At 69.8% G+C, this 17,573-nt stretch carries 22 protein-coding genes; 15 read left to right on the forward strand and 7 right to left on the reverse strand.

Going from position 1 to position 17,573, the window contains the following annotated elements; all coding sequences use genetic code 11:
- Positions 1-31: 31 nt before the first annotated feature.
- From ABCS02_RS26910 to dnaB, 6 genes are all read left to right on the forward strand, one after another.
- A complete protein-coding gene (locus ABCS02_RS26910) occupies positions 32-1,456 on the forward strand; it encodes a CCA tRNA nucleotidyltransferase (RefSeq protein ID WP_345838779.1) in 1,425 nt (474 codons plus the stop codon).
- Between the two features lie 285 nt (positions 1,457-1,741).
- A complete protein-coding gene (gene rpsF, locus ABCS02_RS26915; protein WP_345838780.1) occupies positions 1,742-2,137 on the forward strand; it encodes a 30S ribosomal protein S6 in 396 nt (131 codons plus the stop codon).
- 4 nt (positions 2,138-2,141) lie between these two features.
- The gene (locus ABCS02_RS26920; RefSeq protein ID WP_345838781.1) at positions 2,142-2,657 is read left to right on the forward strand and encodes a single-stranded DNA-binding protein; all 516 of its coding nucleotides are present in this window, start codon (positions 2,142-2,144) and stop codon (positions 2,655-2,657) included.
- A gap of 65 nt (positions 2,658-2,722) precedes the next feature.
- Positions 2,723-2,986, forward strand: a complete 264-nt coding sequence (gene rpsR, locus ABCS02_RS26925; protein WP_018189012.1) for a 30S ribosomal protein S18 — start codon at positions 2,723-2,725, stop codon at positions 2,984-2,986.
- Between the two features lie 14 nt (positions 2,987-3,000).
- Entirely contained in the window at positions 3,001-3,453 is a 453-nt protein-coding gene (rplI, locus tag ABCS02_RS26930; protein ID WP_345838782.1) for a 50S ribosomal protein L9, read from the forward strand.
- A 551-nt stretch (positions 3,454-4,004) separates the two neighbouring features.
- Positions 4,005-5,378, forward strand: coding sequence for a replicative DNA helicase (gene dnaB, locus ABCS02_RS26935; RefSeq protein WP_185275660.1), 1,374 nt, complete (start codon positions 4,005-4,007; stop codon positions 5,376-5,378).
- A gap of 27 nt (positions 5,379-5,405) precedes the next feature.
- On the opposite strand, the gene ABCS02_RS26940 is transcribed toward dnaB, so the two are convergent.
- The 3 genes from ABCS02_RS26940 to ABCS02_RS26950 form a co-directional block, all read right to left on the reverse strand.
- The gene (locus tag ABCS02_RS26940; RefSeq protein ID WP_345838783.1) at positions 5,406-5,693 is read right to left on the reverse strand and encodes a hypothetical protein; all 288 of its coding nucleotides are present in this window, start codon (positions 5,691-5,693) and stop codon (positions 5,406-5,408) included.
- Positions 5,694-5,808: 115 nt separating this feature from the next.
- A complete protein-coding gene (locus ABCS02_RS26945) occupies positions 5,809-5,991 on the reverse strand; it encodes a hypothetical protein (protein ID WP_345838784.1) in 183 nt (60 codons plus the stop codon).
- A gap of 26 nt (positions 5,992-6,017) precedes the next feature.
- Positions 6,018-6,860, reverse strand: coding sequence for a CPBP family intramembrane glutamic endopeptidase (locus tag ABCS02_RS26950; protein ID WP_345838785.1), 843 nt, complete (start codon positions 6,858-6,860; stop codon positions 6,018-6,020).
- A 65-nt stretch (positions 6,861-6,925) separates the two neighbouring features.
- On the opposite strand from ABCS02_RS26950, the gene ABCS02_RS26955 reads away from it, so the two are divergent.
- A complete protein-coding gene (locus ABCS02_RS26955; RefSeq protein ID WP_345838786.1) occupies positions 6,926-7,183 on the forward strand; it encodes a DUF4287 domain-containing protein in 258 nt (85 codons plus the stop codon).
- Positions 7,184-7,211: 28 nt separating this feature from the next.
- Here ABCS02_RS26955 and ABCS02_RS26960 read toward each other — a convergent pair whose 3' ends face one another.
- A complete protein-coding gene (locus ABCS02_RS26960; RefSeq protein WP_345838787.1) occupies positions 7,212-7,367 on the reverse strand; it encodes a hypothetical protein in 156 nt (51 codons plus the stop codon).
- A gap of 28 nt (positions 7,368-7,395) precedes the next feature.
- Positions 7,396-8,418, reverse strand: a complete 1,023-nt coding sequence (locus ABCS02_RS26965; RefSeq protein ID WP_345838788.1) for an alpha/beta hydrolase — start codon at positions 8,416-8,418, stop codon at positions 7,396-7,398.
- A 106-nt stretch (positions 8,419-8,524) separates the two neighbouring features.
- On the opposite strand from ABCS02_RS26965, the gene ABCS02_RS26970 reads away from it, so the two are divergent.
- The 3 genes from ABCS02_RS26970 (at position 8,525) to ABCS02_RS26980 (ending at position 10,113) form a co-directional block, all read left to right on the forward strand.
- On the forward strand, positions 8,525-9,031 hold the full coding sequence (locus ABCS02_RS26970) for a hypothetical protein (RefSeq protein WP_345838789.1): 507 nt from the start codon (positions 8,525-8,527) through the stop codon (positions 9,029-9,031).
- A 126-nt stretch (positions 9,032-9,157) separates the two neighbouring features.
- Entirely contained in the window at positions 9,158-9,757 is a 600-nt protein-coding gene (locus ABCS02_RS26975; protein ID WP_345838790.1) for a DUF308 domain-containing protein, read from the forward strand.
- Positions 9,754-10,113, forward strand: a complete 360-nt coding sequence (locus ABCS02_RS26980) for a hypothetical protein (protein WP_345838791.1) — start codon at positions 9,754-9,756, stop codon at positions 10,111-10,113. The genes ABCS02_RS26975 and ABCS02_RS26980 overlap by 4 nt, the downstream gene beginning before the upstream one ends.
- Positions 10,114-10,140: 27 nt before the next feature.
- Here the strand turns inward: ABCS02_RS26980 and purB are convergent, their stop codons facing one another.
- Both purB and ABCS02_RS26990 read right to left on the reverse strand, forming a co-directional pair.
- Positions 10,141-11,520, reverse strand: coding sequence for an adenylosuccinate lyase (purB, locus tag ABCS02_RS26985; protein WP_345838792.1), 1,380 nt, complete (start codon positions 11,518-11,520; stop codon positions 10,141-10,143).
- Between the two features lie 61 nt (positions 11,521-11,581).
- Positions 11,582-11,971: a phage holin family protein gene (locus ABCS02_RS26990; protein WP_345838793.1), complete on the reverse strand. Its 390-nt coding sequence runs from the start codon at positions 11,969-11,971 to the stop codon at positions 11,582-11,584.
- A 59-nt stretch (positions 11,972-12,030) separates the two neighbouring features.
- Here ABCS02_RS26990 and ABCS02_RS26995 point away from each other — a divergent pair, with 59 nt between their 5' ends.
- The 5 genes from ABCS02_RS26995 (at position 12,031) to ABCS02_RS27015 (ending at position 17,531) form a co-directional block, all read left to right on the forward strand.
- A complete protein-coding gene (locus ABCS02_RS26995; protein ID WP_345838794.1) occupies positions 12,031-12,522 on the forward strand; it encodes a hypothetical protein in 492 nt (163 codons plus the stop codon).
- 45 nt (positions 12,523-12,567) lie between these two features.
- Positions 12,568-13,677: a histidinol-phosphate transaminase gene (locus ABCS02_RS27000; RefSeq protein WP_345838795.1), complete on the forward strand. Its 1,110-nt coding sequence runs from the start codon at positions 12,568-12,570 to the stop codon at positions 13,675-13,677.
- Between the two features lie 4 nt (positions 13,678-13,681).
- Positions 13,682-14,821 (forward strand): thiamine pyrophosphate-dependent dehydrogenase E1 component subunit alpha, encoded by a 1,140-nt coding sequence (locus ABCS02_RS27005; RefSeq protein WP_345838796.1) that lies wholly within the window; start codon positions 13,682-13,684, stop codon positions 14,819-14,821.
- 326 nt (positions 14,822-15,147) lie between these two features.
- Positions 15,148-16,113 (forward strand): transketolase C-terminal domain-containing protein, encoded by a 966-nt coding sequence (locus ABCS02_RS27010; RefSeq protein WP_345839173.1) that lies wholly within the window; start codon positions 15,148-15,150, stop codon positions 16,111-16,113.
- Between the two features lie 26 nt (positions 16,114-16,139).
- Positions 16,140-17,531, forward strand: a complete 1,392-nt coding sequence (locus ABCS02_RS27015; RefSeq protein ID WP_345838797.1) for a dihydrolipoamide acetyltransferase family protein — start codon at positions 16,140-16,142, stop codon at positions 17,529-17,531.
- Positions 17,532-17,573: the final 42 nt, after the last annotated feature.

Consider the following 17,573-nt stretch of genomic DNA (forward strand, 5'->3'; position numbering starts at 1 on the left):
CGTGTCCGGCCTCCCATTAAACTGAGTCACCATGCAGTCCGTCGCCGAATCCCTCGACCGCCTCGGCGCCCTGGCCACGACCCCGACGGTCGATCGGCTCGCGCAGGCGTTCGCCGCAGCCGGGTTCGAGCTGTCGCTCGTCGGGGGTCCCGTGCGCGACGCCCTCCTGGGCCGCGAGGTGCACGATCTGGACTTCACCACCGACGCGCGCCCGGACGACATCCTGGGCGTCGTCCGGCCCATCGCCGACGCCGTGTGGGACATCGGCCGCGCGTTCGGCACGATCGGCGCGCGCTTCGGCGACGACACGGTCGAGATCACGACCTACCGCAGCGACAGCTACGACGGCGCGACGCGCAAGCCGGAGGTGGAGTTCGGGGACACCCTCGAAGGCGACCTCCTGCGCCGGGACTTCACCGTCAACGCGCTCGCCCTCCGCGTCCCGGAGGTGCGGCTCGTGGACCCGTCCGGCGGGGTGGAGGACCTCCTGGCCCGGCGGATCACCACGCCGTCGAGCCCGGAGGTGTCGTTCGGCGACGACCCGCTGCGGATGATGCGCGCCGCGCGGTTCGCCGCGCAGCTCGGCTTCACGGTGGACGAGGCGACGCGCGAGGCGATGGCGGACATGGCCGAACGGATCGGGATCGTCAGCGCCGAGCGCGTGCGCGACGAGCTCACGAAGCTGCTGTCGGCCGACGACCCGCGGCCCGGCGTCGAGCTGCTCGTGGACTCGGGGCTCGCCGACCACGTGCTTCCGGAGCTGCCCGCGCTGCGGCTGGAGGTCGACGAGCACCACCACCACAAGGACGTCTACCAGCACAGCCTGACCGTGCTGGAGCAGGCGATCGGCTATGAGAAGGAGCGCCACCCCGGCGAGGCGCCCGACCTCGTGCTGCGGATCGCCGCCCTCCTGCACGACATCGGCAAGCCCGCGACGCGGCGGTTCGAGCCCGGCGGCGCCGTCTCCTTCTATCACCACGACGTCGTCGGGGCGAAGCTCGCCAAGAAGCGGCTGACCGCGCTGCGCTTCGACAAGGCCACGGTCGACGCGGTCGCGCGCCTCATCGAGCTGCACCTCCGCTTCTTCGGGTACTCCGACGCGCACTGGACCGACTCGGCCGTCCGCCGGTACGTGCGCGACGCCGGAGGCGAACTGGAGCGCCTGCACATGCTGACCCGCGCCGACGTGACGACGCGCAACCGGCGGAAGGCCGACCGGCTCGGCTTCGCCTACGACGACCTCGAGCGGCGCATCGCGGAGCTGCAGGCGCAGGAGGAGCTGGACGCCGTCCGGCCCGACCTCGACGGCGAGCAGGTGATGCGGCTGCTGAGTCTGAAGCCCGGACGCGAGGTCGGTCAGGCGCTCTCCTTCCTGCTGGAGCTGCGGCTCGATGAAGGGCCGCTCGGCGAGGAGGAGGCCACGCGGCGGCTGCTCGCGTGGTGGGAGGCGCGGTAGGTTCGTCCTCCACCGCATTGGTCCTCCACAGCGTCGGCACCTGGACGAGTCGTCCACAGATTTGCGGACGCCGCTCTGCGGGCCTCCGTTCATCGCGAGGCTGGACGCATGAGCATCGCAGAGACCGTCACTGACACCATCGCCCAGCGCCCCGGTTGGCGCGGGAGCAGCCCATCGGCTACCCTACATAAGTTGCCCGGGCGGAGTCCTGCCCACGCAACCGATGTCAAACCCTCCTGCTGCAGAACGTCTGCAGCCGCTGAGACCAGAGGAGGTGGGTTAGTCATGCATCAGTACGAGTTGATGGTCATCCTCGATCCCGAGATCGATGAGCGCACCGTAGCTCCCAGCCTCGACAAGTTCCTCAACGTCGTTCGCAACGACGGCGGATCCGTCGACAACATCGACATCTGGGGTCGTCGTCGCCTGGCGTACGAGATCAACAAGAAGTCCGAGGGCATCTACGCCGTCGTGCAGCTCACCGCGACCGGTGACACCACGAAGGAGCTCGACCGCCAGCTGAAGCTCAGCGAGGCCGTCATGCGCACCAAGGTCCTCCGTGCCGAAGAGGCCATCGCCCAGGTCGCGGCCGCTCAGAAGCGCGCCGACGAGAAGGCCGCCCGCAAGGCGTCCACCTCCGCCGACAAGGCCGCTGCCGCCCCCGAGAAGGCCGGCGCCTAGTCCCATGGCCGGCGAGACCGTCATCACCGTGGTGGGCAACCTCACGGCCGACCCCGAGCTGCGTTACACGCAGAACGGGCTGGCTGTCGCCAACTTCACCATCGCATCCACTCCCCGCACGTTCGACCGTCAGGCGAACGAGTGGAAGGACGGTGAGGCTCTCTTCCTGCGCGCGAGCGTTTGGCGCGAGTTCGCCGAGCACGTCGCAGGCTCGCTGACCAAGGGGTCCCGTGTCATCGCTCAGGGGCGTCTCAAGCAGCGCTCCTACGAGACGAAGGAGGGCGAGAAGCGCACCTCCATCGAGCTCGAGATCGATGAGATCGGGCCGTCGCTGCGGTACGCCACCGCTCAGGTGACCCGTGCGCAGTCGTCGGGCCGTGGCCCTGGTGGCGCCGGCGGTTTCGGTGGCGGCGCTCCCGCCGTCGAGGAGCCGTGGGCCGCTTCCGCGCCGGCGGACCCGTCCGCGGGCGCCGACGTCTGGAACACTCCGGGCTCCTACAACGACGAGACACCGTTCTAAAGGGTCCCTCCAACTGAGTTTGCCTGACAGGCCTCGGCCACGTCAGGCGGAAAGCAAAGGAAATCATGGCTGGAAAGTCGAGCGGCGACCGCCGCAAGCCGATCCGCAAGGGCAAGGACGGGAAGAACGCCGCACCGGCGAAGTCCGTCCGCGTGGGCGTCATTGACTACAAGGACGTCGCCACCCTGCGGAAGTTCATCTCCGAGCGTGGAAAGATCCGCGCCCGCCGCATCACCGGTGTCTCCGTGCAGGAGCAGCGCCTCATCGCCCGCGCAGTCAAGAACGCGCGCGAGATGGCACTCCTCCCCTACGCCGGCTCTGGCCGTTAAGGAGTAGGGACAGAATGTCGAAGGTTATTCTCACGCACGAGGTCACCGGCCTCGGCTCCGCCGGTGACGTCGTCGACGTCAAGAACGGCTACGCACGCAACTACCTCGTCCCCCAGGGCTTCGCCATCGTGTGGAGCCGTGGTGGCGAGAAGCAGGTCGAGCAGATCAAGGCGGCCCGTGCCGCTCGCGAGCTGCACACGATCGAGGCCGCTCAGGACCTCAAGGCCAAGCTCGAGGCGACCCGCGTCAAGCTGGTCGTCAAGGCCGGCCGCGAGGGCCGTCTGTTCGGTTCCGTGAAGACGGGCGACGTCGCCGACGCGGTCAAGGCCGCGGGCATCGGCGAGCTGGACAAGCGCAAGATCGAGCTCCCGAACCCGATCAAGGTCGTCGGTGACCACGAGGCCACCGTCCGCCTGCACGACGACCTGTCGGCCGTCATCGCGCTGCAGGTGGTCGCCGCCAAGTAGCGGACGGAAATCTCACAGTGTAGCGGCGGGCGAGTGCCCGCCGCTACACCGCGTTAACGGAGTTTTCCCCGGCTCCATCCACAGTGCACAGGCCCCGCCGGACGGCGTCGACCACAGGCTCCAGGGAACTTTTTACACACAGCCTGTGCAAACATAAATCCCTGATCAAACCAGCGTTTCGGTGTGAAGATTTTTGGTTTTCCACAGCGTATCCCACACCTTCTGCACAGCCGTGTCGGCGTTTCGCCCAGATTATCCCCAGAGTTATCCACAGGTGGAGTTGTGGGCGCGGCGAGGGGTTCGTAGGGTGGAGCGACGTCGACGGAAGACCGCCGAGGACCGGCTCGCAGCAGGCTGCGGGACGTTGTCGGTGGCCGTCCGTAGTCTGCGAGCGGACGCGCTTCGGCGCGGCCTCCCCGGCACGGTTCCGACACCGTGCGGAGGCGGCCGCACTCGGCGTGCCCGCGTGCCGTCCGGACGTGGGCGGCGCAGGCTTGAGGGGGAAGCACCGAACGGTGCGCGCCCGAAAACAGGAGAACTGAGGAGAGCACGTGTCGATCGCCCACATCGGTCTCGCCGACAGCCGCGAGCCGGGCGAGGCCCGCTCTCCCGAGCGCACCCCTCCTCACGACCTCCTCGCCGAGCAGAGCGCCCTCGGCGGCATGCTGCTCAGCAAGGACGCCGTCGCCGACGTCGTGGAGGTCGTGCGCGGCACGGACTTCTACATCCCCAAGCACGAGATCATCTACGACGCGATCCTCTCGCTGTACTCGCACGGCGAACCGACCGACGTCATCACCGTCACCGACGAGCTGACCAAGCTGGGCGAGCTGTCCCGCGCCGGCGGCGCCGAGTACCTCCACACGCTCACGAGCCTCGTCCCCACCGCCGCGAACGCCGGCTACTACGCCAACATCGTCACCGAGAAGGCGCTGCTCCGCCGCCTTGTGGAGGCCGGAACCCGCATCACGCAGATGGGCTACAAGGCGGAGGGCGAGGTCCTCGACCTCGTCAACAACGCGCAGGCGGAGATCTACTCCGTCACCGGGCACCAGGAGGTCGAGGACTACGTCCCGCTCACCGAGGCCGTGACGGTCGCCATCGACGAGATCGAGGCGGCCAAGCACAAGGACGGCTCGATGACCGGCGTGCCGACCGGGTTCGCCGAGCTGGACGAGCTGACCAACGGCCTCCACCCCGGTCAGATGGTCATCGTCGCCGCCCGGCCCGCCCTCGGAAAGTCCACGCTGGCGCTGGACTTCGCACGCGCCGCCGCCATCAAGCACGACATGCCGACCATCTTCTTCTCCCTGGAGATGGGGCGCAGCGAGATCGCGATGCGCCTGCTCTCCGCCGAGGCGACCGTCCCGCTGCAGCACATGCGCAAGGGAACGGTCGACAACCGCGACTGGACGACCATCGCCTCCACGCGCGGCCGGATCAACGACGCTCCGCTCTACATCGACGACAGCCCGAACATGACGCTGGTCGAGATCCGCGCCAAGTGCCGCCGCCTCAAGCAGCGCGTCGGCCTCAAGATGGTGATCATCGACTACCTCCAGCTCATGACGAGCGGCAAGCGCGTCGAGAGCCGCCAGCAGGAGGTCAGTGAGTTCTCCCGCGCCCTGAAGCTGCTCGCCAAGGAGCTACAGGTGCCCGTGATCGCCCTGTCCCAGCTCAACCGTGGCCCGGAGCAGCGCGCCGACAAGCTCCCCGCCCTGAGCGACCTCCGCGAGTCGGGCTCGATCGAGCAGGACGCGGACGTCGTCATCCTCCTCCACCGCGAGTCCGCCTACGAGAAGGACAACCCCCGCGCGGGCGAGGCCGACCTGATCGTCGCCAAGCACCGCAACGGTCCCACGAAGACCGTCACGGTGGCGTTCCAGGGCATGTACTCCCGGTTCGCAGACATGGCGCCGATCTAGTCGGCAGCGCCCGGCAAGCGCGCCGGACTACATCTCGATGACTTCGCCCACCTCGACGCTGCCCCCGTAGGAGAGGCCGGGGCATCCGTCGGCCAGGGCGGTCGCCGCAGTCAGGTCAGCCGCATCGACGAGCGCGTAGCCGGACAATGCGTTGACCCCGGCGGACGTTCCGAGCAGCTTGGTCGCCCCGACGCGGCTGCCCATGTCGGTCACCGCCGGGCCGAGCTTCTGGAACCAGGCGCCCCAGGCAGCGACCTCCTCCTCGGTGGCGTTCACGGTGGGGTCGTTGCGGAAAGCAAGAATGAAAGCAGACATGGTTGACTCCTTCTGATTCTGGTCGACGTCAGGTGTCGACTCAGCAGTACGACGTGCGATCGCAGACGAAATCGACACGTCGTCAGAGGAAACGGTTCTGCTGCAGGGTCAGCGCCTACGGGTTCCGGCCCGTCTGAGGGTTGAAGCTCGTCGGATCGACGCCGTCGCCGGGCATGCGCTGGATGACGCCGCCGCTCGGAAGACGCTGCGTCGGGTCCTCCCTGAGGCGGCCCGGCGGGGGTTGATAGGCGCGCTCGCGTTTGAACCAGCTGACGATCCGTTCCCGGAGGCTGCTCACAGCGGGCAGCCTACTCCCGCAGCTCCTCATCCCGCCTCTCCAGGCGTCGACAATCGCGCCGGCGGTTCGAGTCCTTCCGCCGTGCTCTGAGCGACCCTCCCGCGGATGAAGATGAGCAGGACCAGCCCCGCGACTATGACGGCGGGGTTCCCGAGCCCGGCGACGGCGGCCACCGGGCCCTGTGTCGGGTACAGGGTGGCGAGGAACGTGGACGGGTCGGTCGACGCGTGCAGGAGGATCGGCCAGATCAGGTTGCCGGTGACGCGCAGCGTCAGGTACATCAGGATGCCGAACGCGAAGGTGTAGACCAACTGGAACGCGGTCGCCAGCAGCGATTGGCCTGTCAGGAGGTTGCCCGCGTGGAGGGCGGCGAAGAGCGCGGCCGAGACGGACGCCACGACGATCTCCCGGTAGCCGTGCTTGCGCAGGATGTTCACGACGAAGCCGCGCGTCAGCGTCTCCTCGGCGAAACCGATGCACAGTCCGGCGACCAGCCAGGCGACGACCACACCCGCACCCGCCTTGGCGTAGTCCACGGTGGCGAATCGCAGGATGTTGAAGACCAGGACCACGGCGACCGCGATCCACATCCAGCCGCGACCACGGATCGGTTGGGGGCCGAACAGTTCGCGCAGCCAACCGAGCGACCACGCGAAGGCGACCAGCACGAGACCGCCGAACGCGATCGGGATGACCGTGAAGAACCAGACCAGCGCGGCCGGCCCAGGCGATGCCGGGAACAGCGGAGCGAACAGCAGCGGCACGCCCTCGTAGATGACGAAGTAGGCGACGACCACGAGCAGCGAGCGCCACCAGCCGCCCCTTTCCCAGAAGCGCCGCCAGGATGAGGACGTCTCGTGTTCCGACATACTCCGAACCTATTGCCCGGGAGGCGGCAGCGGGAGTCCGCGCTTCCGGCGCTAGACTCCCGGGCATGACCCAGCACCGCGTCGTCGCACCCGTCGTCGCACCCGGCGAGAAGGTCATGGGGCCGGCCTCGTACTTCCCGAGCATCGAGAAGAACTACGGGCGGCCGGTGCAGGAGTGGCTGGACCTCGTGGTCGAGCGGCTGGACACCGGGGCCACCCACATGGAGGTCGTCGGCTGGCTGAAGTCCGAGTACGGGATGGGGCACGGGCACGCCAACGCCCTCGTCGGCTACGCGAAGGGCGCGCTGGCCGAGCAGGCGTGAGCGCTTCGCGAGGACGCGCGGCTCCGCCCTAGAAGAAGTCCACCGGGATGTCGAGGTCCTCGTCCCGGTCCTTGCCGCACTTGGTGCAGCGCATGTACCGGCCGCCGTCCGGAGTGCTCTCCAGGTGCCAGTGGTGGTGGAGGTTGAGTCGGCACAGCAACGGCTTGCGTCGTCCGGCAGCCATCAGCTCTCTCCCTTCTCGTTCAGGGCTCTCATCGCATCGCCTGGTTGAAGAAGTCGACGAGGACATCGGGGCCGAGGGTGATCGGAGCGGGCGCCGCCGCGGCGCCGCCGCTGGTGGCGGTCGAGGTCGCGCCGAGGGTCGTCGCGCCGCTGTAGAGGAAGTCCTCGGGTGGCCCGTGCTCGCCGTGCGGAAGCAGGATGAGCTGAGCCCGGGCGCCGGCTGCCCGTGCGGCGTCGAACACCCGCTGACTCTGCTGCCATCCGACCGTGTCGTCCTGCTGGCCGTGCAGCAGGAGGATCGGCGGGTCCTGCCGGTCGATGAATGTGACCGGAGAGGCGGCGCGGACCAGTGCGGCCGCACAGCTCGGCAGCGGACAGCCGAGGAGCCGTGAGACCGCAGATGTGGCGTCGGCCTGGCAGGCGCTGATGTCCGTCTTGGGCGGGCCGACGCAGTTGGCGGGGAGGTCGCTGTCCATGGTCGCGAAATCGGTCGGCGGGTAGAACGCGGCCGCGGCACTGACCGGGTTCTCGCGCGGGCTGGCAGCGTCGCCGCCCTCCGGTTCGGTGAGCGCCGCCATGAGCGCAGCCCAACCGCCGGAGGAGTCACCGGCGACCCCGAACCGGTCCGGATCCAGGGCGTACGTGCCCGCGTTGACGCGGAGGTAGCGGATGGCGGCCTGGATGTCCGTCAGCTGCGCGGGGAAGGTCGCCTGCGCGCTGCTGCGCAGGTTCACCCCGGCGACGGCGTAACCCGCGGGCCCGAAGAGCTGCGCGGCGTACCGGCCTGCTTCTCCTCCGTCGTCCCGGAGCCAGCCGTTGCCGCCCGTCCACACGATCAGCGGCAGCCGTTCGCCCGCCCTCCGGGAAGGCAGGTACAGGTGCAGGAGGTGACCCTCGCCCGTGCTCGGGTCGCTGGGCGCGTACTCGAGGAGAGCGGTCGACGCGTCGACGGCGGTGGTCGTGGCCGTGGGGGGCTTGCTGTCCGGGAAGCACCCGGTCAGGAGGATCACCGCTGCCGTCAGCACGGCAGCACACGCGGCAGTGCGGAACACGATCGGCCTTTCGGCCGCAGGCTACCGCGGGGCGGGTGACGCGCGGTAGACCCGGATCATCCTCAGGGAGGACGCGCGCGGGCGCCGGGACACGTCAAATGGAGGAGTGAACACCATCCTCATCCCGTTACTGCAGGGTGCCGGTCCCGTCGCGCTCGCTGTGGTGTCGTTCGCGCTCGCCTTCACGTGGCCCTCCCTCATCGAGCCGGTCGAGCGGCTGGGGTCCGAGCGCGGGAGGCTGGCCGGCTTCTCCGCGGTCGGCGCTCTGCTGCTGGTCGCGGCGGCCATCGTCTACGTGGTGCCCGGGACCCTGTTGAAGGACGACTTCGGCGCGTTCGTGGCGGCGCCGCTCGCCGTCACGTGGGCCATCGTGGCCGTCGCGCTGGCGTTCCGGTCGCTCTTCCAGACCGGGATCGCCCGGGTGGTGTCGGCGGCCTTCTCGATCGTGACGCTGTTCGGCGCCGCGGCCGGCATCCTCGTCGCGGTGAGCTGGCACCACCCCATCGGCGGCACCGTCCTGCCCACGGGCGCCTTCGTCCTGATCGTGGGGGCCATCGCGTGGATCGTCGCGTGGGCGCGACCGGACTCCGACGACCTCCCCGCCGTGGCCTGACGGCGGAGGCCCACGACCGCGCCGAATCTGAGGATCCGCAGCGGCGGCGGGGGGCCGCCGCGCGGCAAACGCGCAGGTAGCCCGCGACTAGACTGGGACGGCATCCTGACTGAGAGAGGTCGCCGAGTGGCACCCGCCGTTCCCCAGAATCAGGGCGATCCGAACTCGAGCCGATATTGGGTCGTCCCCGCCGTGCGCGCGATCGTCGCGCTCGCCGCGGCCGCCGTCGTCACCTTCACCCGCGACGCGCACACCCCCCAGTTCGGCCTCATCGTCTTCGGCGTCTTCGCGGTGGCCGACGGGCTCGCGACCAGCGTCCTCAGCCTCCTGTTCGCGCCGAAGGGCCTCAGCCGCACCCTCTTCGCCGTCCAGGGCTGCATCGGCATCCTCGCCGGAGCGTTCGCCATCGCCCTCAACACCAGCGGGCTGGGCCTCTACCTCTACGTCGTGACCGTGTGGGCGGCGCTCACCGGCATCCTCGAGCTCTACAGCGGCGTGCGCGAGCGGCGGAACGACGCGGCAGCGCGTGACTGGCTCATCACCGGGGCGCTCACCGCGATCCTGGCCCTGGTGCTCGTATTCGTGCCGGCCGACGCCGTGCTCGCCATCGGCCTGTTCGGGGCCTGGGCCGTGATCGTCGGCGTCTTCCAGGGCATCGGCGCGGCCTCCCTGCGATCGGCGGCCCGCTCCGCCGCGGCTGCCCGCCGGACGGAGAGCGGATCGTGACCAAGCGCGACAAGAAAGACCCCAGCGTGACCAACAGCCTCCAGCCGACCCGCCGCGACCGCTTCCTGCCCGCCGAGCTGCTCGGCATCTCCGCAGGCCTCGGCGTCTTCGTCGGCCTCATCGTCCTGATCGCGACGCGCGAGTTCATCCTCGCCGGCGTCGCCCTCGGGATCGCGTTCATCCTGTCGCTCGTGCTGATGGCGCTGTTCGCCCTCGCATTCAAGCCGAACGCGGCCGAGGTGGAGGACATCCACGAGCAGGACGTCGAAGCCCAGGAGAAGGCGGCGGGTCACGGCGACGTCGCCAAGCCGGGCGCGCCGACCGACGGCGACGACCGGGAGCCGCGGGGACACTAAGCCCCCGGGCGCCCGCCGCCTGCGAGCTCAGAGCCGGTCGACCAGCTCCGACGCCAGCCCCACGTACCCGGCGGGGGTGAGCGCGAGCAGGCGGTTCTTCGCCGCCTGACCGATCTCCAGGCCGTCCACGAACGCCGTGAGCGCCTCGTGGTCGACACGCTTGCCGCGGGTCAGCTCCTTGAGAAGCGCGTACGGGTCGGAGATCGTGGAGCGGCCGGCGGTCACCTCCGCGCGGATCACGGTCTGGATGGCCTCCGCCAGCACCTCCCAGTTGAGGTCGAGGTCGCTGGCGAGCGCGGCGCGGTCGAGCGAGATCTGCGCCAGGCCGCGCTGGATGTTGTCGAGCGCCAGGAGCGAGTGGCCGAGGCCCACGCCGATGTTGCGCTGCGTGGTCGAGTCGGTGAGGTCGCGCTGCAGGCGGCTGGTCACGAGGGTGGCGGCGAGCGAGTCGAGGACCGCGCTGGAGAGCTCGAGGTTGGCCTCCGCGTTCTCGAAGCGGATCGGGTTGACCTTGTGCGGCATGGTCGACGAGCCGGTCGCGCCGGGCTCCGGGGTCTGCCGGAAGTACCCGAGCGAGATGTACGTCCAGATGTCCGTGCACAGGTTGTGGAGGACGCGGTTGGCGTGCGAGATGCGGGAGTACAGCTCCGCCTGCCAGTCGTGCGACTCGATCTGGGTGGTGAGCGGGTTCCAGTCGAGGCCGAGGCTCTCCACGAACTCCTGCGAGATGCGGGGCCAGTCGGCGTCGGGGTCCGCGACGAGGTGCGCGGCGAAGGTGCCGGTCGCGCCGCTGAACTTGCCCAGGTACTCGGTGGCCTCCACCTGCGTCCGGATGCGGTCGAGGCGGTGCACGAAGACGGCGAGCTCCTTGCCCATCGTCGTGGGCGTCGCGGGCTGGCCGTGCGTGCGGGCGAGCATGGCGTCGTCGCGGTACTGGACCGCCTGCGCGCGCAGCTCGCCGATGACGGCCCGGAACGCGGGGAGCCACACCTGGGCGACGGCGGCGCTGACGGTGAGCGCGTAGGACAGGTTGTTGATGTCCTCGCTGGTCGCGGCGAAGTGGGTGAGCTCGGCGATGTGGTCGAGACCGAGGGCGTGCAGGCGCTCGCGGACCAGATACTCGACGGCCTTCACGTCGTGCTTGGTGGTGGCCTCCAGCTCGGCGAGCCGGTCGATCTCGGGCTGGCCGAACTCGTCGGCGAGGGCGCGGAGCTGGCCGACCTGCTCGTCGGTGAGCGGGGACGAGCCGAACATCCGGTGGCCCGTCAGGTAGATGAGCCACTCCACCTCGACCTGGACGCGCGCCCGGTTGAGGCCCGCCTCCGACAGGTGGTCGCCGAGGCCGAGCACCGCGGACCGGTAGCGGCCGTCCAGGGGGCTGAGCGGCTGGGGAGGCAGGGCGGTCATGAGGCTCCTCGCGGAATCGGCGTGGTGGGATCGCCTCTATTCTCCCGCACTCGCGAGGAGGTCAGCGCTCGCGCGTGAACGGGCGGAAGATCAGGCCGATCAGCCAGGCGATGATCCCGAGCACCAGAGCGCCGAGGACGCCCCACCAGAAGCCGGCGACGTGGAGGCCGAAACCCATCAGGCCGCTGATCCACGACACCAGGAGCAGCAGCAGGCCGTTCACGATGAACGAGATGAGCCCCAGCGTGAGGATGTAGATCGGGAAGGCGACGATGCGGATCGCGGTGCCGACGATCGCGTTGACCACGCCGAAGATGAGCGCGACGAGCAGGTAGGTCAGGACGGTCGCCGTGGTGCCCGCGGCGTAGGGGACGACGGTGACGCCGCTGACGATGAGGGTCGTCAGCCAGAGGGCCAGCGCGTTGATGATCACCTTGAGCAGGAATCTCATGGGCACATCCTCCCAAACGGGAGGCGCGGAGGGCAGGGGCTCGCCGCTAGAGTCGCGGGGTGCCCAACAGAGACGGCCTCGTGGAGCCGGAGTCCTTCCCGGCTCAACGCGAAAAGAAGGTGTACCCGCCGCTGCAGTGGTGGCCGCTGCGGGTGATGAATCCGTGGCACAAGTTCGGTTTCCTCGTGGTGCTCGAGGTGGCGGTGAGGGCGGCCGCCCAACTCACTCTTCTCGGGATCCCGCAGACGGCGATCACTGTGGTCAGCGACATACTCTGGCCGGTCGCGGTCATCGCGCTCGCTCGCTCGTTCCGTGGTGAGGGCGAGCCCGTGCAGCCGCCGCGACCGTGGTGGCGTTTGACCGCCCGGCCGATGATCGGGTGGTTCATCGGCGGGTTCTATGCCCTCGGGGAGCTCTTGGCGTTCGTCCTCCCGGTGCGCGTCGATCACTACCTCGTGACGGCAGTCAGTGTCGTCTGCGGGCTGTTCCTCGGCGTCGCGTTCCTCAACTCCTCCATCCGCCTCACGATCCTGCGTCGCCGCCCCCAATAGAGAGGAATGCTCCCGCGGGTATGCGGCCGCGACTAAGTTGGGTCTGTGACTGACGAAGACGCGCTTGGCGTGCGGCTGCGGCCCGAGATCGTGGCGGTCCCCGCCTACAAGCAGGGGCGGCCCGCGCCGGCGGACGGTTTCAAGCTGTCCAGCAACGAGAACCCCTATCCCCCGCTCCCCTCCGTCGTGGAGGCCGTGGCCGGCACCCTCGCCGAGCTCAACCGGTACCCGAACGCGGGCGGCGCCGACCTGCGGGAGCGCCTCGCCGAGCGGCACGGCGTGGAGGTCGACCAGGTCCACCTCGGCAGCGGGTCGGTCGCGCTGCTCGCGCAGCTCATCTCCGCCGCCGCGGGCACCGGCGACGAGGTCGTCTACTCGTGGCGGTCGTTCGAGGCCTACCCGGGCCTGGTCACCGTCGCGGGCGCGACCAGCGTCCAGGTGCCGAACCGGCCGGACGGGGGGCACGACCTCCCGGCGATGGCCGCGGCGATCACCGACCGCGCGCGCGTCGTCATCGTCTGCACGCCCAACAACCCGACGGGTCCTGTCGTCACGGCCGCCGAGTTCGAGGCGTTCATGGCCGCAGTGCCGCGCGACCTGCTGGTGCTGCTCGACGAGGCCTACTACGAGTTCGTCACCGACGACGCCTCGGTGGACGGCATCCCGCTGCTCTCGCGCTACCCGAACCTCGTGGTGCTGCGCACGTTCTCGAAGGCCTACGGGCTCGCCGCGCTCCGGATCGGCTACGCCGTCGGTCCCGCGGCGGTGCTGAACGCCGCGCGGTCGGCGGCCATCCCGTTGTCGGTGACCGACGCCTCCCGGGTCGCGGCGCTCGCGTCGATCGACGCCGAGGACGAGCTGATGGAGCGGGTGGCCCGCATCGCGATGCGCCGCGACAAGCTGCGGAACGCGCTGATCGAACAGGGCTGGGACGTCCCGGAGGCCAACGGCAACTTCGTCTGGCTCAACACCGGCGAGGAGACGGCCGCCGCCAACGACGCGTTCTTCGACGCGGGGCTCACGGTGCGGGCGTTCCCGCCGGAGGGCATCCGGATCAGCGTCGGGGAGCAGGAATCTGTGGAGAAACTCCTGGAGGTCACCGCCGATCTTGTGCGGAACCTACCAAATGGGCACCCCGGCAAGCGGTTAGGTTAGAACGGTGGTTGCGACGAACGATACCCCGCGCCCGGCGAACACCGTCCAGCTGCTGACCGCAGACGGCCGGTTCCAGCCGAGCGACCCGGCCGGAGAGTACCTGCCCTACCTCGAGCGACTCGGGGAGGAGGACTACCGCACCTTCTACCGCGACATGGTCCGCGTGCGGGCGGTCGACAACGAGGGGGCCAACCTCCAGCGCCAGGGCCAGCTCGGCCTCTGGGTGCCGAGCCGCGGCCAGGAGGGCGCCCAGGTCGGCTCCGCGCGCGCGGCCAAGCCGCAGGACAACCTCTTCCCGTCGTACCGGGAGCACGTGGTCGGCATGATCCGCGGCATCGACCCGGTCGGCATCATGGGCCTGCTGCGCGGCACCACGCACGGCGGCTGGGACCCGACCGACCCGGCGATCAAGGGCTTCCACCTCTACACGCTCGTCATCGGCTCGCACACGCTGCACGCCACCGGCTACGCGATGGGCGTCAAGCTCGACGGCAAGGTCGGCACCGGGGACCCGGACGTGGACGAGGCGGTGATCGCCTACTTCGGCGACGGCGCGACCAGCCAGGGCGACGTCAGCGAGGCGTTCGTCTTCGCGGCCAGCTACCAGACCCCGCAGGTGTTCTTCCTGCAGAACAACCACTGGGCCATCTCGGTCCCGGTGAAGACGCAGTCGCGCACGCCGCTGTACCTGCGGTCGAGCGGGTTCGGCATCCCGGGCGTGCAGCTCGACGGCAACGACGTGCTCGCCGCCTACGCGGTGACCGCGAAGCACCTGGACGACGCGCGCAACGGCGAGGGCCCGAGCATGATCGAGGCGCTCACCTACCGGATGGGCGCGCACACGTCGAGCGACGACCCGACCAAGTACCGCACCGACGACGAGGTGGCGTATTGGGCGGAGCGCGACCCGATCCTGCGGTTCCGGGCGTTCCTGGAGAACCAGGGCGTCGGCCAGGCGTTCTTCGACGCGGCGGAGGAGGAGGCGGCCGACCTGGCCGCCGACGTCCGCCGGCGTACGCTCGCCCTCGACGTCCCGCCGATCGAGAGCATGTTCGACAACGTCTACAGTGAACCGCATCCCGTGATGGACGAGCAGCGACGCTGGCTGCAGGAGTACGAAGCGTCGTTCGGAGGTGACGCATGAGCGACCTGAGAGGCGAGACCGGATACGTGGAGGCCGAGCTGGTGGAGGACGAGACGCCGGACGGTGACAGCGCCGTGCACGACGAGCCGTTCGACGACACGCAGGCCATCGACGTGGTGGAGATCGTGGAGAGCGAGCCCGGCTCACTCGTGCTCGAGGAGCACGTGGCCGAGCAGGAGTGGACGCGCGAGTTCGTGGTCGAGGACGAGACGGTTCCGGAGCAGGCTGCCGCGATCGACACGGAGTCGGAGGTCGGGGAGCCGCAGGAGACCGCTGGGGCCGAGGCGGAGACCTCCGCCGAGCCGGCCGGCCCGCGCATCCAGTCGATGCCGATGGTGAAGGCGCTCAACGCCGGCCTCCGGCGCGCGCTCGCCGCGGACCCGAAGGTCCTGCTCATGGGCGAGGACATCGGCCCGCTCGGCGGCGTGTTCCGTGTCACCGAGGGCCTGCAGGCCGAGTTCGGCGCGAAGCGCGTGCTCGACACGCCCCTCGCGGAGTCGGGCATCATCGGGTCGGCCATCGGCCTGGCGATGCGCGGCTACCGTCCGGTGGTGGAGATCCAGTTCAACGGCTTCGTCTTCCCCGGCTTCGACCAGATCACGACGCAGCTCGCCAAGCTGACCAACCGCCACAGCGGCGCCGTGTCCATGCCCGTCGTCATCCGCATCCCGCACGGCGGCCACATCGGCGCCGTCGAGCACCACCAGGAGGCGCCGGAGGCGTACTTCGCGCACACCGCCGGCCTCCGGATCGTCGCGCCGTCGACGCCGAACGACGCCTACTGGATGATCCAGGAGGCCATCGCCTCCGACGACCCGGTGATCTTCTTCGAGCCGATGAGCCGCTACTGGCCGAAGGGCGACGTGGACACCGAGGAGAACCCGGTGCCGCTGCACTCCAGCCGGGTTGTCCGCACCGGCACGGACGCGACGATCGTGGCGTGGGCGGGCATGGTCCCGGTCGCGCTGCGCGCCGCCGAGGTCGCCGCCGAGGAGGGCCGCAGCCTGGAGGTCGTCGACCTCCGTTCGCTCGCGCCCATCGACTACGCGCCCGTGCTGCAGTCCGTGCAGAAGACCGGCCGCCTCATCGTGGCGCAGGAGGCTCCCGGCACCGTGTCCGTCGCCTCCGAGGTCGCCGCGGTGGTCGCCGAGAAGGCCTTCTACTCGCTGGAGTCGCCCGTGCTCCGCGTCGCCGGCTTCGACACCCCCTTCCCGCCGGCCAAGCTGGAGGGCGTCTACCTCCCCGACGCCGACCGCATCCTCGAAGCCGTCGACCGCGCGCTCGCGTACTGAGCCCCGCCGAACGAAAGAAGCCGCACATGAGCGAGTCCCAGTTCCTGCTGCCCGACGTCGGCGAGGGTCTGACCGAGGCCGAGATCGTCTCGTGGAAGGTCGCGCCGGGTGAGCCGGTCGCGGTCAACCAGGTGATCGTGGAGATCGAGACGGCCAAGTCGCTCGTGGAGCTGCCGTCGCCGTTCGAGGGGACCGTCGGGGAGCTGCTCGTGTCCGAGGGCCAGACCGTGGAGGTCGGCACGCCGATCATCACGGTCACCGCCGGCGGTTCCGCGCCCGCCGCTCCGGCCGAGCCGGTCAGCGAGGTGGCCGAGGCCGAGGCGGACGCCGCGCAGAGCGTGTCGCACGAGGTGGACGAGCCGAAGGCGGGCGCCGTGCTCGTCGGGTACGGCGCGGCCGGTCACGGGTCCAGCCGGCGCCGGCGGGTGACCCACCCGGGCACGGCCTCCATCCCGGTGACGTTCACGCCGGCTCCTGCTGCGGCTGCCGCACCGGCGAGTGCGCAGGCGGCTGCTCCCGCTCCTTCCGCCCCGGCCGGCGCCTCCCCCGTCGGCAGCGCCCCTGTGATCGCCAAGCCGCCGATCCGCAAGCTGGCGAAGGACCTCGGCGTCGACCTCACGTCGGTCACGCCGACCGGGCCGATCGGCGACATCACGCGGGAGGACGTGCTGCGGGAGGCCACCCAGGCGAGCGTGTTCCGCAACATCCAGACGCCCGCGTGGCCGGACGACCGTGAGGACCGCATCCCGGTCAAGGGCGTGCGCAAGGCGATCGCCAACGCGATGACCTCCAGCGCCTTCAGCGCCCCGCACGTCAGCCTGTTCGTCGACGTGGACGCCACCCGCACGATGGAGTTCGTCAAGCGCCTCAAGACGTCGCCGGACTTCGTCGGCGTCAAGGTGTCGCCGCTGCTCATCGTGGCGAAGGCGATCATCTGGGCCGTGCGCCGCAACCCGACCGTGAACTCCACGTGGACGGACGAGGAGATCATCGTCCGGCACTACGTGAACCTCGGGATCGCCGCCGCGACCCCGCGGGGCCTCATCGTCCCGAACGTCAAGGAGGCGCAGGGGATGACGCTGCTCGAGCTCGCCAAGGCGCTCGAAGAGCTGACCCTGATCGCGCGCGAGGGCAAGACTCCCCCGGCCGACATGGCGGGCGGCACGATCACCATCACGAACATCGGTGTGTTCGGGATGGACACCGGGACGCCCATCCTGAACCCGGGCGAGGTCGGCATCGTCGCGCTCGGCACGATCAAGCAGAAGCCGTGGGTCGTGGACGGCGAGGTGCGCCCGCGCTACGTCACCACGGTGGGCGCGTCGTTCGACCACCGCGTGGTGGACGGGGATGTCGCGTCGCGGTTCCTGGCGGATGTGGCCTCCATCATCGAGGAGCCCGCGCTGCTGCTGGACTGAGTGCGCGTTAGTGATTTTGACAATCGTTCTCAATTAGGGATA

This window comes from Microbacterium sp. X-17 (assembly GCF_039615055.1).

What these genes read in the sequence shown, in the direction of transcription:
- ABCS02_RS26990 (WP_345838793.1), bottom strand. Translation starts at nt 11,971, where the DNA reads ATGAGATTCCTGCTCAAGGTGATCATCAACGCGCTGGCCCTCTGGCTG.
- ABCS02_RS26910 (WP_345838779.1), top strand. Translation starts at nt 32, where the DNA reads ATGCAGTCCGTCGCCGAATCCCTCGACCGCCTCGGCGCCCTGGCCACG.
- ABCS02_RS26940 (WP_345838783.1), bottom strand. Translation starts at nt 5,693, where the DNA reads ATGTCTGCTTTCATTCTTGCTTTCCGCAACGACCCCACCGTGAACGCC.
- ABCS02_RS27015 (WP_345838797.1), top strand. Translation starts at nt 16,140, where the DNA reads ATGAGCGAGTCCCAGTTCCTGCTGCCCGACGTCGGCGAGGGTCTGACC.
- ABCS02_RS26950 (WP_345838785.1), bottom strand. Translation starts at nt 6,860, where the DNA reads ATGTCGGAACACGAGACGTCCTCATCCTGGCGGCGCTTCTGGGAAAGG.
- purB (WP_345838792.1), bottom strand. Translation starts at nt 11,520, where the DNA reads ATGACCGCCCTGCCTCCCCAGCCGCTCAGCCCCCTGGACGGCCGCTAC.
- rpsR (WP_018189012.1), top strand. Translation starts at nt 2,723, where the DNA reads ATGGCTGGAAAGTCGAGCGGCGACCGCCGCAAGCCGATCCGCAAGGGC.
- rplI (WP_345838782.1), top strand. Translation starts at nt 3,001, where the DNA reads ATGTCGAAGGTTATTCTCACGCACGAGGTCACCGGCCTCGGCTCCGCC.
- ABCS02_RS26955 (WP_345838786.1), top strand. Translation starts at nt 6,926, where the DNA reads ATGACCCAGCACCGCGTCGTCGCACCCGTCGTCGCACCCGGCGAGAAG.
- ABCS02_RS26920 (WP_345838781.1), top strand. Translation starts at nt 2,142, where the DNA reads ATGGCCGGCGAGACCGTCATCACCGTGGTGGGCAACCTCACGGCCGAC.
- ABCS02_RS26960 (WP_345838787.1), bottom strand. Translation starts at nt 7,367, where the DNA reads ATGGCTGCCGGACGACGCAAGCCGTTGCTGTGCCGACTCAACCTCCAC.
- ABCS02_RS27010 (WP_345839173.1), top strand. Translation starts at nt 15,148, where the DNA reads ATGCCGATGGTGAAGGCGCTCAACGCCGGCCTCCGGCGCGCGCTCGCC.
- rpsF (WP_345838780.1), top strand. Translation starts at nt 1,742, where the DNA reads ATGCATCAGTACGAGTTGATGGTCATCCTCGATCCCGAGATCGATGAG.